Below are 14,898 nucleotides of genomic sequence, written 5' to 3'. Positions count from 1 at the left end.
CCCCACCGCCCCACCGCCCCCATTCCCGCGTCACGAAAAGTTGAGTATTTCAGTGTTGTTTTTGCCAATTTGAGATGCCACAATGGGATTAGCGCCACGCTCATGATGCGTGCGCCGAGGAAAGAGGGGTACGCATTGTGACGATCCTGCATCAATTTGATCCAGATATCGCGGCAGCGATGGAGAAAGAACTCCATCGGCAGCAAGGCAACATCGAGCTGATTGCGTCGGAAAACTTTGTGAGCGAAGCGGTGTTGGCGGCGCTCGGGTCGGTCCTCACCAACAAGTATGCGGAAGGCTATCCGGGCCGGAGGTATTACGGCGGCTGCGAATATGTGGACGTCGTTGAACATATCGCGATAGAACGAGTCAAGCAACTGTTCGGCGCGGAGCATGCCAATGTGCAGCCTCACAGCGGCGCGCAAGCGAACATGGCAGTCTATTTCAGCGTGTTGAAGCCGGGGGACAAAGTGCTCGGCATGAATCTTGCGCACGGCGGTCATCTTACGCATGGCAGCCCAGTCAACTTCTCCGGGCAGTTGTACGAGTTCGTGGCGTATGGAGTCGATGCGGAGAATCATCGGATCGACTACGACGAGGTGCGCAAGGCTGCCCTGGAGCATCGGCCGAAGCTTATCGTCGCTGGTGCCAGCGCGTATCCGCGGGTGATCGATTTCCAGCGGATGCGTGAGATTGCGGACGAGATCGGCGCGTATCTGATGGTCGACATGGCCCACATCGCCGGGCTGGTCGCGGCGGGTCTGCATCCGTCGCCGGTGCCGCACGCGCATTTTGTCACGTCCACCACGCACAAGACCTTGCGTGGGCCGCGCGGTGGTTTGATCTTGTGCAAGGCGGAGTTTGCGAAGAGCATCGACAAGAGCATCTTCCCAGGCATCCAGGGCGGGCCGTTGATGCACGTGATCGCGGCGAAAGGCGTTGCGTTCGGCGAAGCCTTGAAACCGGAGTTCCGCGAGTATGCGAAAGCCATCATCGGCAACGCGCAGGCGTTGGCGGCGGCGCTGCAGCATCATGGTTTTTCGCTGGTGTCGGGGGGGACGGACAACCACCTGATTCTCATCGATGTCCGCAACACGGGTTTGACCGGGAAAGAGGCGGAAAAGCGCCTGGATCAGATCGGCATCACGGTCAACAAGAACGCGATTCCGTTCGATCCCGCGAGTCCGATGGTCACCAGTGGCATTCGGATTGGGACGCCAGCTGTCACGTCGCGGGGAATGGATGTCAGCGCGATGTTGGAGATTGCCGAGATTTTCCGATTGGTCCTGCGCGGCGAGTTCGACGAAACGGTGCAAGCGCAAGCGAAGGCGAAAGTTCGGGCGCTGACCGAGCGCTTTCCGCTGTATCGCAACGTGTCCTACACGCTCTAACGGGAGGCGTACTGTATTGGGACAAGTCCACGTCTTAAACCATCCAATGATTCAGCACAAGCTGAGCTACATTCGCGATAAGAACACGGGGACGAAAGAGTTCCGCGCGCTTGTTCAAGAAGTGTCGATGCTGATGGTCTACGAGATTACCAGAGATCTGCCGTTGATGGAGACGGAAGTGGAGACGCCGGTGGCCGTCGCGAAGACGAAGGTGATCGCGGGCAAGACGCTGGCCATCGTCCCTGTCCTGCGGGCCGGGCTCGGCATGGTCGAAGGGATCCTCAATCTCATCCCCGCAGCGAAGGTGGGGCACATCGGGCTCTATCGCGATCCGGAGACGCTCAAGCCTGTGGAATACTATTGCAAGCTGCCGCCGAACGTGGCGGATCGCGAAGTGATTGTGGTCGATCCGATGCTCGCGACCGGGGGTTCCGCGGCAGCGGCGCTGACCGCGGTGAAGGAGCGCGGCGCGCGCGAACCGAAGCTGATGTGTCTGGTGGGGGTGCCGGAAGGCATTCGCACCGTTCAGCAGGAACATCCGGATGTCGATATCTACGTGGCGGCCATCGACGATCACCTGAACGATCACGGTTACATCGTCCCGGGCCTTGGCGACGCCGGTGATCGACTGTTTGGAACGAAGTAGACAGACTGAGGAGGAAACGTGTTGGACAAACCACCAGTTCGGGTGATGACTGTGTTTGGGACGCGGCCAGAAGCGGTGAAAATGGCTCCTCTGGTCAAGGCGCTCGAGGCGAATCCGGAGATTGAGTCGATTGTTTGCGTGACGGCGCAGCATCGCGAGATGCTCGACCAAGTGCTCCGCGTGTTCGACGTCAAAGCGGACATCGATCTCGACATCATGGAGCGCAACCAAACGCTCGGCAGCATCACCGTCAAAGCCTTGCAGGGGCTCGAACGGGTCTTTGCGAGCGAAAAGCCGGATTTGGTGCTGGTCCATGGCGACACTACGACGACGTTTGCCGCGTCGCTTGCCGCATTCTATCAGCAGGTTGCCATTGGCCACGTCGAAGCTGGTTTGCGTACATATCAAAAATACTCTCCTTATCCGGAGGAGATGAACCGGCAGCTGACCGATGTTCTGTGTGATCTCTTCTTTGCCCCGACCGACCTGTCGGAACGGAATCTCCTTCAGGAAGGGAGACCGGCGAATTCGGTGTTCGTGACTGGCAACACGGCCATCGACGCGATGCGAACCACCCTGCGGGATCACTATCACCACGCTGTGCTCGACGCGATGCCGGATCGGACGAGACTGATCTACATGACGTCGCACCGCCGCGAAAACTGGGGAGAGAAGCTGCAGAACATCTGTCGCGCGGCGCGCCGGATTGTCGATCTCGCCGACGACATCCAACTGGTCTACCCTGTTCACCTCAATCCGACGGTCCGCGATACGGTGTACCCGATTCTCGGCGGGCATCCGCGGATTCATCTGCTGGAGCCGCTCGAATTGGTGGACAACCACAACTTTATGGCGAGATCGACCCTGATTCTCACGGATTCCGGCGGCATTCAGGAAGAAGCGCCGTCGCTTGGCGTGCCGGTGCTCGTGATGCGGGACACGACGGAGCGGCCGGAAGGAATCGAGGCAGGGACGTTGAAATTGGTAGGCACGGATGAGCAGACGATCTTCGAAGCGGCAGAGCGCCTGTTGACGGATGATCGCGCTTATGCCGACATGGCTGGCCGGAAAAATCCGTACGGTGACGGCCGGGCGTCGGAGCGAATTGTCCAAGCGATTTTGTACCACTTTCAACGCGGGGAACGCCCGCAGCCGTTTCGCTATCTGGAAAGCGATACCCGCCTTTCGCAATAAGACGGGGTTGCCAATGCTCGTCGGAGCAATGAATTGTGAACATTCTGGAACGACGGGGCAAAAGGCTTGCAATCCAGACGTCGTGTGCGTTGACATCCGTTTTTGGGCTAGTGTACTATAGGCGAGGGTTCTGGCATTTCACCATAAGAACCGGGTGTTTCACACTACGAGACAGATGAGCTAGCGCATCCGTTTCTGGAAACACTTCACTTCATGTGATTATCCTGTATTGGCAACGGGTACCATATGAAGGTGGCTGGTGAAATCGCAACCAACACCGCGATGATCTACATTCATCTTTCTATGTCCCTCTCTTCATCCTGTACTGGGTGGTGTGTATGTTCGCTGACCAAAGACGACCGGACGCTCCGAAGGAGAAGTCGCAACCCAGTCAATGGAAAACGTTTGCAGTTTTTTCGGGCGCAATGCTGCAACTCGGTGGCTGTATCGTTGGGTTTGGCTTTTTGGGGCATATCCTGGCCGTTCAGTCACACCACGTCTGGCTGACGATTCTCGGGGTCATTGTGGGTGTCGTCGTCGGTGCTTCGGGGCTCGTTTACCTCGCCAAACAGATTCTAGGAGACAGACCATGAATGTAGACCGGTTGAACAAACGCCTGCGCGCCATCACTATCTCTTGGTGGGTGTTTATGGGGCTGACAGCCTTGTGCCTGATTATCCTGAGCGGTTTGCGCGTGGTGCTAAGCGGACTCTTACTTGGCGAAGTGGGCGGCTTATTTGTCGTCGTCAGCATGATTCGCCAAGGGCATCACAATGACGATACCCAGGGAACGGCTCTCTTCGCGTCAGGGATGTTGGGGATGTTTCTTCGGCTCATCGCTATCGTCCTCATCATGGTTATTTCCCTGAAATTCAAAGCGCTGTTCAATCCGTATACCGCGCTCGTGGGGTATCTGTTGGGATTCGCCTTCGTGTTCGCAGGATTGTACAGTTATGCCAGGAACCCGAGTGACAACTCCACAGAAAAGTAGGTGAGAAAGTGCCGATATTCCCGACGCTTTTCCCGGGGACGCTGTGGCAGACGAACGTTACGGTGATCGCCACGATTTTTCTGACGGGCCTCATCGTATTCGTCGTATTGCGCGTTGGACTTCGGCGCATGGACATGCGGCGGCCTCGCGGTCTGCAGAACTTCATTGAATGGGCGGCAGAATTCACGACCAATATGGCTCGTGAGACGACACCGACAGAGCAGACGACAAATTTCGTCCTGCCACTCGCGTTCGTCATGTTGTTGTTCCTGTTCGTAGCCAACTGGCTGGGGCTCATTGCGACCGTGACAGTTCACTTTAACCCGAACATTCACATTTGGGGTCTGACGCCTTCGGACTTGGCGAATTCAAAAGGCGATGTGGAACTGTTCGACTCACCGACGTCCAACATGAGCATGGCTCTCGGCCTGGCCGTCATGGTGTGGATCATCAGCCATGCGCGCGGTCTGCGCCATCCAAAACAATGGTTGAAACACTTCTACTCGCCATCGCCGCTCGCCGTCATCGAGGAAATTACCAACCCGTTGACACACGGCATGCGGTTGTACGGCAATATCTTTGCCGGTGAAGCGTTGCTCAGCATCATGCTGCGAGCGCCATTCGCGTTCCACTGGCTGCCCTGGCAGCTGCCGCTGATTGTGGTCTGGCTGTTGTACAGCTGTTTTATCGCGTCTATCCAGGCTTACGTGTTCACCATTCTGATGTGTCTCTATGTAGGCAACAAATCGTTTGAAGGACATGCGAATCACTGAGCCGTCCAAGGGCGGATCGAACCTTGAAAGGGGAACATACGAAAATGGTACAGGCAATTTACGATGTTGCAGTTGCACTCTTGTTGGGCCTCGCAGCCGTAGGCAGCGGCGTGGGCGACGGCATGATCATGAGCAAGTACGTCGAAGGTATCGCTCGTCAGCCGGAAGCGCGCGGATCGATCTTTGCGAGCGCTCTGATTGGTATTGCATTCGTCGAGGCTTTCCCGGTTATCGCGTTGGCGTTCGGAATCATCATCCTGTTCACGGCTGGCAAGTTCTAATCCGTTGCTGGACGGACAGGAGTATGATCGCGAATCCATAGCAGAAGGGAGTGTCGCACATGGGTAGCGTCTTCCAATTTGGGACGTTTATCTTCTCCATCATCTCGTTCCTGATTGTGTTTTTGATCATCCAGCGGTTTGCTTTCAAACCGCTTGCCAAGATGCTGGAACAACGCAGGAAGCACGTTGAATCGCAGATTGCGGACGCTGAGAAAAGCAGAGAAGAAGCGGCGAGCCTGTTGGCTGAGCAACGCAAGCTGCTCGAAGAGGCCCGCAAGGAAGCGAAGAACTTGTTGGACGCAGCTCGTGTTCGTGCTGACGAACAAGCGCGCGAGATTCTTCAAAGAGCGGAAGAGGAAGCTTCCCGCATTCTCGAACAGAACCGTGCGGCCATCGTTCGCGAACGCGATGAAGCATTGGCTGCCGTGACCAATCGAGTTGCGGAACTGTCGGTCGAATTGACTGCGAAACTGCTTCACAACCACGTTTCGCCTGAACTCCACAAAGAGATGGTGGACGAGGCTGAGAAGCGGTTGGGTGAGCTGGTATGTTGAGCGGAGCGGTGGTAAACCGCTATGCGCGCGGATTGCTGGCGTATGCGAAGGCGAATGGGGCCGTCGACGAGATCGACGCTCAATTTCGGGCCATCGGACATGTGGTCGAGAATCTGCCGTCGTTTCGTCAGCTGCTCGCGAACCCGGTTCTTTCGACAGAGGCAAAGCTATCGACTATAGATCAAGCCCTCGGCGGGGCGTTTCGTCCAGATTTGCGCCGTTTTCTCGCATTGCTTTTGGATCGCGGCAGAGGCGCTTATGTCGCGGCGGTCGCTGCTCGGTTCCATGAGCTGGTCGACGAGGAACACGGGCGTATTGAGGTAGACATTGAGGCTGCACAGCCGTTGACAGCTGAACAGACGGAGAAAATCGTATCGACTCTGGCCAAGGCGTTCGGCAAGGAGATTGTGCCCAACGTCCGTCAAAACACCGACTTGATTGCAGGTTGTCGCGTTCAGGTTGGGAACCGTGTTCTTGACGCAACGACCCAGAGTGCGCTTCGTCAGTTCCGTGAAAGCCTGCTCGGCCGCGCACTTCGTAAGGAGGGAACACGTTGAGTATTCGTCCGGATGAAATCAGTGCGCTAATCAAACAGCAGATTGAGCAGTTTGATGCACAAATTCAAGTGAACGACACTGGCACAGTACTCTCCGTCGGCGACGGGATTGCCCGTTTGTACGGATTGGACAACGTGATGTCCGGTGAATTGATAGAATTTGCAAACGGCGCTTACGGCATGGCGTTGAACTTGGAAGAGGACAATGTCGGCGTCGTCGTCCTTGGCTCTGTCGTCGGCATTCAGGAAGGCGAACAAGTCAAGCGCACAGGCCGCCTTGTTCAAGTTCCCGTCGGCGATGCCTTGCTCGGCCGCGTCGTGAACGCGCTTGGACAACCTATCGACAATGGTCCGGCCATCGCGGCCGAAATGTATCGTCCGGTCGAGTCGCCCGCACCTGGCGTCATCGTCCGTAAGTCCGTGCATGAACCGCTCGAGACCGGTATTAAGGCGATCGACTCCATGGTGCCAATCGGCCGCGGTCAGCGCGAGTTGATCATCGGCGATCGCCAGACTGGTAAGACCGCCATCGCGATCGACACCATCATCAACCAAAAGGGCAAAGACGTGAAGTGCGTGTACGTCGCCATCGGCCAAAAGCAATCGACCATCGCGCAGGTTGTCGAGACGCTTCGCCGCCATGGCGCGCTCGAGTACACCATCGTGGTCGCGGCCAGCGCTTCGGAACCGGCTCCGCTGTTGTTCCTCGCACCGTACGCAGGCTGCGCGATGGCTGAGTACTATTTGTACAGCGGCCAGCACGCGCTCGTCATCTACGACGACTTGTCGAAGCACGCCGCCGCGTACCGCGAAATGTCGTTGTTGCTCCGCCGTCCGCCAGGCCGCGAAGCGTATCCCGGCGACGTCTTCTATCTGCATTCGCGCCTGCTTGAACGCGCTGCGAAATTGAACGACGAGAACGGCGCCGGATCGATGACCGCCCTGCCGTTCATTGAAACGCAGGCCGGCGACATCTCGGCGTACATTCCGACCAACGTGATTTCCATCACAGACGGTCAGATCTTCCTGGAATCCGACCTGTTCTTCGCGGGCGTTCGCCCTGCTGTGAACGTCGGTTCCTCCGTCTCCCGTGTCGGTTCGTCCGCACAGACGAAGGCGATGAAGAAGGTCGCGGGTACGCTGAAGCTGGATCTCGCGCAATATCGTGAGTTGCAGGCGTTTACGCAATTCGGCAGCGATCTCGATAAAGCCACGCAGGATACCTTGAAGCGCGGCGAACGCATGACCGAGCTGCTCAAGCAGCCGCAGTACCAGCCGCTGACGTTTGATCGCCAGGTCGCTTCTCTCTGGACTGGCGTCAATGGTTACTTGGATGACATTCCGGTGGATGCCGTTCTGAAGTTTGAACGCGATTGGCTGGCGTTTATCGATCGCGAATATCCGCAGATCTTCCAAAACATGAAGGCGACCGGCCAGCTCGACGACGAGACCGTCGCTCTGTTGAAGGAAGCGATCGGGAAGTTTAAGGCGACATTCGTCGCTTAATCGATGCGCACGTGGCGACCCGGTGAACGAGAGGGTCGCCCGGGGCGAACCGGCCGTTTGCGGCCTTGCCAAGGTGGTGAAAACAACCCGTGCCACAAAATACGCGCGATATCAAACGACGCATCAAAAGCGTGCGAAATACCTCGCAGATTACGAAGGCCATGGAAATGGTGGCTGCTTCCAAGCTGCGCCGCGTCCAAGACGCCGTTCAGCAGTCGAAGCCGTATCTGGCGAAGCTCCAGGACATGCTCGCCAACCTTTCGCAGTCCGCCCGCCACGTCAAGCACCCGCTGCTCGCTTCGCGGCCCGTGCGGCGCGTCGGATACCTCGTCATCACGGCGGATCGCGGATTGGCTGGTCCATATAACGCTCAAGTGATTCGTGCGGCCTTGCAGGAATTCGGCAAGAAGGACAAGACGACGTTCAGCATCTTTGCGGTCGGAAAGCGTGGACGCGACTTCTTCAAGCGCCGCGACTATCCGATTTCGTCGGCTGTGGTCGATCTCGCCGATTCACCGACGTACCACTCGATTCGCCATTTGGCCGAAGAGATTGTGGGTGCGTATGAACGGGCCGAGTTTGACGAGCTCTATTTCGTCTACAACGAGTTTATCAACGCTGTTTCGCAGCGGGCCGTCGTGCGGAAAGTCCTGCCTCTCGACAGTTTGACCGAGGGACAGCCGCAGTCGAACCGACTCTACGAATTTGAGCCTGACGAAGAGGCTGTCATGGCCGCATTGCTCCCTCGTTACGCCGAAACGCTGGTCTACCAAGCGGTGCTCGATGCCAAGGCGTCCGAACACGCAGCGCGGATGACCGCAATGGGCAACGCGACGGACAACGCGAAGGACCTGATTTCCGATTTGACGCTCTCGCTGAACCGGGCGCGCCAAGCGGCAATTACGACGCAGATCGCAGAAATTGTCGGCGGCGCAGAAGCGCTCCGCTAAGAGTCATGAGAGTATCCATGTAAGGAGGGAACACCGTGAGCAAAGGACATGTTGTACAAATTACAGGTCCGGTCGTCGACGTCCGCTTTCCGGACGGACAACTGCCGGCCTTGAACAACGCCCTGCGCATCGACTACCAAGGGGAAGTGGAGATGCACTTGACCTTGGAAGTCGCTGTTCACTTGGGTGACAATGTGGTTCGCGCCATCGCCATGTCTTCAACCGACGGCTTGGTTCGAGGTGTCGAGGTGGTTGATACCGGCGCGCCAATCAGCATGCCGGTCGGCGAGGCGACGTTGGGGCGCATTTTCAACGTCCTTGGTGAGACCATCGATGAGCAGGGGCCGGTCAACACGCAGGCGACGTGGCCGATTCACCGTCCCGCGCCGGAATTCACCGATCTGACCACAAAGACGGAAATCTTCGAGACGGGCATTAAAGTCGTGGATCTCCTTGCGCCGTACGTCAAGGGCGGCAAGGTCGGCCTGTTCGGCGGCGCCGGTGTCGGCAAGACCGTCTTGATTCAGGAATTGATTCACAATATCGCAAAGGAACACGGTGGTTACTCCGTTTTCGCCGGCGTCGGCGAACGTACGCGCGAAGGTAACGACCTGTACCACGAAATGAAAGATTCCGGCGTCCTGGACAAGACGAGCATGGTGTTCGGCCAGATGAACGAGCCGCCAGGCGCGCGTATGCGCGTTGCGCTCTCCGGATTGACGCTCGCTGAATACTTCCGCGATGTCGAAGAACGCGACGTGCTCTTCTTCATCGACAACATCTTCCGTTTCACGCAGGCCGGTGCCGAAGTGTCCGCATTGCTCGGCCGTATGCCGTCCGCCGTCGGTTACCAGCCGACCCTCGCGACGGAAATGGGCCAGTTGCAGGAGCGGATCGCGTCCACCGTCAAAGGTTCCATCACCTCGATTCAGGCCGTGTATGTGCCAGCCGACGACTACACGGATCCGGCTCCGGCAAACACGTTCGCGCACTTGGACGCGACGACGAACTTGGATCGACGCATTTCCGATATGGGTCTGTATCCGGCCGTCGATCCGCTGGCATCGACGTCGCGCGCACTGCAGCCCGACATCGTGGGTCAGGATCACTACGACGTCGCGCGCGGTGTGCAGGCCGTATTGCAGCGCTATCGCGAGTTGCAGGACATCATCGCCATCCTCGGCATGGACGAGTTGACTGACGAGGATCGACTGACCGTCTCTCGCGCGCGCAAGATCCAAAACTTCTTGTCTCAGCCGTTCTTCGTCGGTGAAGTATTCACGGGTATCCCCGGAAAATACGTAACCGTCGCGGACACGGTTCGTTCCTTCCGCGAAATCCTGGAAGGCAAACACGACGACATTCCGGAAACCTATTTCCGTTATTGCGGTGCCATCGAAGACGTCATCGAGAAGGCGAAGAAGGACGGCTACGCATCGTAAGATGCCCGGTCTCAAGAGAGGTAGGTGAGCAGCGTGTTAACCGTACCGTTTGAAATCGTGACGCCGGAACGACTCGTCCTCGAACAGGACGTTCGGATGGTGACGCTCCTTGGTGGCTTTGGCGAACTCGGCATTTTGCCGCGGCACATGGCCCTGGCGACTGCCGTTCAGCCATGCCTGGTCCGCATCAGGCTCGAAGACGGGCGCGAGGATGTCGTGCCCGTGAGCGGAGGCTTCGTTGAGATCCTGCCGGAGAGAATCACACTCCTGGCCGATACGGCGGAGCTTCCCGGTCAAATCGACGTGGAACGCGCGCAACGAGCCAAGGAACGAGCGGAACGCAGACTGGGCCAAACGGCTGAGGATGTCGATCCTGATCGCGCCAAAGCTGCCTTAACTCGCGCGAATCTGCGACTCGAGGCGGTCGCTGAGCACCAGCGGTTGAATGGTTTCTTGGGTTCCACACAAGAAGCGCGAGTCTAATTCCGTAACATGAAACCCGATGGCCGTCTCTCGCACATCTGAAGATGTGTTGCAGAGACGGCTTTTGTCTAGGAGGAGATGCTCTGTGACAGCATGGGTGTGGTTGGCCATCCTCTGTAGCCTGGCTTTGTTTGTGTTTCTCGTGATATCAGGCAGAGATACGCCAAACCGACAGTCCATCGTCGTGTCCATCGCCGCGAACCTATTGTCGCTGGTCGTCAGCGTGATCGCGCTGGTAGGTGTCATTCAATCTGGTCCACAGCTCTATTTGCTTGGTTTTACAGGTGTCGGCAACCATACGGGCTTCAACGCGTCGTACACGTCCTGCGCCGCGGCTGTCGTATTGTTCGCCGCGTTGCTCATCACGGAAACGGTTGAGCTGGTTCAGTCGAAAGGAACCGAGAGACTGGCCGCAGCCACCTGGTACGGGCGGTTGGTGCAACGCAGTTGGTGGAGCTTCGCAACCGCAATGGTTCTATTGACACCCACCTATCTGCAAGCGACAGTTGGAGCCTGGCTGATGGGCGTCATGTGGATGGTGATGGTCTGGCGATTTCGCGCCGGCCAATCGCCGTGGAATCGCTGGCTTGCCGTGGTGTTGGTGTTCGTCGGCCTGATCTTGCAAACCAGACTGACGTGGGTCGTCTGGACAACACTCCATACCATGCAAATTCCCATCATCGCGCAACTGGGTGTCAACGGCAGCCAATGGCTCGCGCCAGCGTCGGTCATCTGGCTATGGGCCGTCGGTGTTATCCTGCAGGTGATTCCGATGCTGCCATGGAATCTGGTATCGTCGAAGTTCACCAGAGATTCAGAGCCCGCACGCTTTCCCGCGACGTTGCCGGAACTCCAACGGCGGCCGGGAGTTGAACAGGTTTCATCGCTCCGCGAAGGGCGTCGAATTTCTCTGTTTCTATTCCTGAACCACGCCGCATATGTTTGGGTTGCCTGGTCCGTCATCGTCGGGAGAAGGTGGATGCTTGTCCTCGTGATCGTTGCTGGCATCGTCGCCGTCTTACCCTTCCTGCTTCGTCAGATTGCGTTGCAAAGGAGGCGAGCTGGAGTATGAACGAAGTGCAAGCGACAGCCGCGAGCCTGATCCTTGGAACGGATGCCGTGCTTTTGCTGCTGTTTTTTTTCGTCGGCGTGATTGGAGGCTGGTGGGCTCTGGGTGCACTGCGATGGGACAAGATCGTCACTCAGCCGTTGACGAGCCAGGCGCAGTTGCTGCGTTTTTTCCTCGCATTATGCTGCGGACTGCTGGCTGTGTTCGTAGCGGCCTTGCTGCTTGGGGCCATCCAGTTGCTGCATCCGGCGCTCTGATGCCGACATAACGAACCGATTCTCTACGAAGTCTATGAAAGTTCCTCGCGACTGGTTTAGAACGTCGCGCATCCGTCCAAACTAGGGATATCAATTTGGGATTTGTTCAGCCAAATGTCCCTCAAGTTGGATGGAGGTTGCGACGATGGCGCAAACTAAGGAACAGCGTAGAGCGCGTTTGAGAATTCGTCGAATCAAACGTCGGTTCAAACAGACCATGTGGGCGGGAGCTTTGATCCTGATTGGCGCACTGATTTTCCATCATCCTACGATTGCAAGCGCCCAAGCGGCAGTTGAACCAGCCACTGCCGCCGCAGCGGAAACGGATGGACAAAAGGGATACGCGTTTCTGGATGACGCACTGCAAGCAACCAACGCGTCGGCGACAGGTTATGCAATCCACGATTGGACTACACTGAACCAGCAATTTCTGACTGTCCAAGATTTGGCGAAAGTCGGCGGGAAATTAGTGCAGGAATTCGGTCTGGTGAACGCGAACATAACAAGCCGACAAGTGAAAAATGAATCGTTTTGGCAGGTGGACGGAAGCTGGCCAAACGGCACCAATGTACAGCTCGTGTTGACGAGTCTTCCGGGCTCCGGAAGTGTGGATGACATCGATTCGTCGGCGCAGACGGTTCTGACCATCACGGCGCTCGGATCGAACTTGACGAAGGATGTCTTCGCGTCGCAGTATGATCAAGTGGAACGCATGGTTGCCGCCGTTGAAGGTACGCCTCAGATGAGTGCCTACCTAACAGGGTTCATCCCGACGGAAGTGTCCGAGTCCACTGCGAACAAACTCGCCGCACAAGCACTCGCGGCAGTCGACGCAACCACCGTCGAAGCGCTTCGGACATCCTTGGAGACGAGCGTTTCAGGATACTCGGAGAACGCACCCACGTACATTTTGACGAATGGCAGACGCATGAACGTCCAAGTGGCGGTTCATCAAGACTCTTACCGACACGGTACCGATGTGTACATCGGTACGCCCATAATCACCACCACCTACTAAACGAATCCAAAGAAGTGTCACAGGTTCTCACAACGTGAATGGATCGAATATGGATCGAACCCAGATCGTTTTCCGTACGACGGTCCATCGCGTTGTACCATCGGCTGTCGTTGAACAACGTTGAGCAACCATGTGACGCTTCGCGGAATACTCTTACACGACACGTCCACGTAACGCTTCGTGACGAGAAAGTCGAAGAGAGCCTTTGCGGAGGTTACGGAATGGCAAGGATACTTATCCAAGGCGGACACTCACTCAAGGGGTCGGTCCGCGTAAGCGGCGCAAAAAACGCGGTGCTCCCAATTTTGGCGGCGAGCCTTCTGGCAGAGGAAGGCGTCAGCCAAATTGAGGAAGTCCCGCATCTTCTTGATGTCAAAAACATGGCGAACACTGTCGAAGCATTGGGTGCTCGGCTCGAATGGCGAGGCTCCACCATTCGCGTCGACGCTCGCCATGTGAACTCGTTCACTCCGCCAGCCGATCTCGTCGGACGCATGCGCGCCTCCTTCGTGGTCACTGGCCCGCTGCTGGCCCGCTTCGGCGAAGCCATCGTCGCCCACCCAGGCGGCTGCAACATCGGCCCTCGCCCGGTCGATCTCCACATCAAAGGACTCGAAGCCCTCGGTGCCACGTCGGTGGTCGAGAACGGCTTCGTCCACATGAAGGCTCCCGCCGGCGGCCTGCAGGGCGCGCGCATCTACCTCGATATTCCGAGCGTCGGCGCGACGCAGAATATCATGATGGCCGCCACCTTGGCGCGCGGCCAGACCGTGATCGAAAATGCGGCCAAGGAACCGGAGAATGTCGATCTCGCCAACTACCTCAACGCCATGGGCGCCCGCGTCCGCGGCGCTGGCACAGACATCATCCGCATCGACGGCGTCGACTCACTGTGCGGCGCGACGCACGCGGTCATCCCGGATCGCATCGAAGCAGGCACCTTCCTGGTCGCCGCCGCCCTCAAGGGCGAGGGCGTGTACGTCGAGAATGCCCTGTCGCACCACCTCATGTCGCTCATCGCCAAGCTCGAAGAAGCCGGCGCGCGCATCGAGGACCGCGTGGACGGCATCCACGTCTGGCCATGCGAAGGCGGCCGCATGAAGCCCCTCGACGTCAAGACGCACTATTACCCGTCGTACCCGACGGACATGCAGGCGCAAATCATCGCCGCCCTCTCCGTCGCGCAAGGCACCAGCACCGTGACGGAGACCGTCTTCGAGAATCGCTTTCTCCATGTCGCTGAGCTCCAGCGCATGGGCGCAAACATCCACATCGAGGGCCGCACCGCCGTGATCGAAGGCATCGAGCGCCTCTCCGGCGCCCGCGTCACCGCCACCGATCTCCGCGCCGGCGCCGCCCTCGTCATCGCCGGCCTCATCGCCGACGGCGAAACCGAGGTTCACGGTTTGCACCATCTGGATCGCGGCTACGACAACCTTGTCGCGAAGTTCCAAGCCCTCGGCGCCCGCATCGAGCGCTACGAGGACGTCGAAGTCAACGTATAAGGCGAATGAGCTGCAGGTACGGGCGGCCCGAGTGTTCGGGGCCGCCTTTGTTGCGTCCGCGGGCAAGGTGGGGGAAGGAGCTTAAACCGCGATAGGTTGTGCGAACCGGCCCGGGCCGGTTCGATCCGACTATGGTTCGGGTGCTGGAGCGCGTGTCGGGCAGGGGACCGGCGGGTGCGGCGGTGCAAGAGCCCGGGTGCTGCACAAATAAGCGGCCCATGGCCGCTTATTCGTCCGAATCCCGGGAAATGCCGCGAAATAAGCGGCTGTGGGCCGCTTAAC

17 protein-coding genes are annotated in these 14,898 nt (G+C 57.9%); all 17 read left to right on the top strand.

All coding sequences use genetic code 11. The features are described from left to right. The first annotated feature begins 134 nt into the window (after positions 1-134). A complete protein-coding gene (gene glyA / locus AAC01S_RS16265) occupies positions 135-1,391 on the top strand; it encodes a serine hydroxymethyltransferase (protein ID WP_067624871.1) in 1,257 nt (418 codons plus the stop codon). Positions 1,392-1,407: 16 nt separating this feature from the next. Further along, positions 1,408-2,037, top strand: coding sequence for a uracil phosphoribosyltransferase (gene upp / locus AAC01S_RS16260; RefSeq protein ID WP_067624869.1), 630 nt, complete (start codon positions 1,408-1,410; stop codon positions 2,035-2,037). Between the two features lie 45 nt (positions 2,038-2,082). Continuing rightward, positions 2,083-3,231 (top strand): non-hydrolyzing UDP-N-acetylglucosamine 2-epimerase, encoded by a 1,149-nt coding sequence (gene wecB / locus AAC01S_RS16255; protein ID WP_067624877.1) that lies wholly within the window; start codon positions 2,083-2,085, stop codon positions 3,229-3,231. A 338-nt stretch (positions 3,232-3,569) separates the two neighbouring features. Then, positions 3,570-3,824, top strand: a complete 255-nt coding sequence (locus AAC01S_RS16250) for a hypothetical protein (protein ID WP_245630260.1) — start codon at positions 3,570-3,572, stop codon at positions 3,822-3,824. Continuing rightward, positions 3,821-4,222, top strand: coding sequence for a hypothetical protein (locus tag AAC01S_RS16245; protein ID WP_067624863.1), 402 nt, complete (start codon positions 3,821-3,823; stop codon positions 4,220-4,222). The genes AAC01S_RS16250 and AAC01S_RS16245 overlap by 4 nt, the downstream gene beginning before the upstream one ends. An 8-nt stretch (positions 4,223-4,230) precedes the next feature. Then, positions 4,231-4,995 carry a F0F1 ATP synthase subunit A gene (atpB, locus tag AAC01S_RS16240; RefSeq protein ID WP_067624860.1) on the top strand — a complete coding sequence of 255 codons (765 nt, stop codon included), beginning with the start codon at positions 4,231-4,233 and terminating at the stop codon, positions 4,993-4,995. Between the two features lie 44 nt (positions 4,996-5,039). After that, the gene (atpE, locus tag AAC01S_RS16235; RefSeq protein ID WP_067624858.1) at positions 5,040-5,276 is read left to right on the top strand and encodes an ATP synthase F0 subunit C; all 237 of its coding nucleotides are present in this window, start codon (positions 5,040-5,042) and stop codon (positions 5,274-5,276) included. Positions 5,277-5,335: 59 nt separating this feature from the next. Then, entirely contained in the window at positions 5,336-5,830 is a 495-nt protein-coding gene (gene atpF, locus AAC01S_RS16230; protein ID WP_067624855.1) for a F0F1 ATP synthase subunit B, read from the top strand. Further along, complete coding sequence (gene atpH, locus AAC01S_RS16225) at positions 5,824-6,387, top strand: ATP synthase F1 subunit delta (RefSeq protein WP_067624852.1); 564 nt, start codon at positions 5,824-5,826, stop codon at positions 6,385-6,387. The genes atpF and atpH overlap by 7 nt, the downstream gene beginning before the upstream one ends. Next, positions 6,384-7,892 (top strand): F0F1 ATP synthase subunit alpha, encoded by a 1,509-nt coding sequence (gene atpA, locus AAC01S_RS16220; RefSeq protein WP_067624851.1) that lies wholly within the window; start codon positions 6,384-6,386, stop codon positions 7,890-7,892. The genes atpH and atpA overlap by 4 nt, the downstream gene beginning before the upstream one ends. Positions 7,893-7,981: 89 nt before the next feature. After that, positions 7,982-8,842, top strand: a complete 861-nt coding sequence (atpG, locus tag AAC01S_RS16215; protein WP_067624849.1) for an ATP synthase F1 subunit gamma — start codon at positions 7,982-7,984, stop codon at positions 8,840-8,842. A gap of 35 nt (positions 8,843-8,877) precedes the next feature. Continuing rightward, positions 8,878-10,284 carry a F0F1 ATP synthase subunit beta gene (gene atpD, locus AAC01S_RS16210; RefSeq protein WP_067624846.1) on the top strand — a complete coding sequence of 469 codons (1,407 nt, stop codon included), beginning with the start codon at positions 8,878-8,880 and terminating at the stop codon, positions 10,282-10,284. A gap of 24 nt (positions 10,285-10,308) precedes the next feature. After that, positions 10,309-10,767 (top strand): ATP synthase F1 subunit epsilon, encoded by a 459-nt coding sequence (atpC, locus tag AAC01S_RS16205; protein ID WP_245630259.1) that lies wholly within the window; start codon positions 10,309-10,311, stop codon positions 10,765-10,767. Between the two features lie 85 nt (positions 10,768-10,852). Further along, positions 10,853-11,839, top strand: a complete 987-nt coding sequence (locus AAC01S_RS16200; protein ID WP_067624843.1) for a hypothetical protein — start codon at positions 10,853-10,855, stop codon at positions 11,837-11,839. Continuing rightward, entirely contained in the window at positions 11,836-12,093 is a 258-nt protein-coding gene (locus AAC01S_RS16195) for a DUF1146 family protein (protein ID WP_067624840.1), read from the top strand. Before AAC01S_RS16200 ends, AAC01S_RS16195 begins: the two co-directional genes overlap by 4 nt. A 145-nt stretch (positions 12,094-12,238) precedes the next feature. Then, complete coding sequence (locus tag AAC01S_RS16190; RefSeq protein ID WP_067624837.1) at positions 12,239-13,111, top strand: YwmB family TATA-box binding protein; 873 nt, start codon at positions 12,239-12,241, stop codon at positions 13,109-13,111. 221 nt (positions 13,112-13,332) lie between these two features. Then, entirely contained in the window at positions 13,333-14,616 is a 1,284-nt protein-coding gene (gene murA / locus AAC01S_RS16185; RefSeq protein WP_067624834.1) for a UDP-N-acetylglucosamine 1-carboxyvinyltransferase, read from the top strand. Positions 14,617-14,898 lie beyond the last annotated feature (282 nt).

Origin of the sequence: Alicyclobacillus acidiphilus NBRC 100859 (assembly GCF_001544355.1) — a bacterium.
Classification (GTDB): Bacteria; Bacillota; Bacilli; order Alicyclobacillales; family Alicyclobacillaceae; genus Alicyclobacillus; species Alicyclobacillus acidiphilus.
This window is presented reverse-complemented; position numbering and strand designations above follow the sequence as displayed.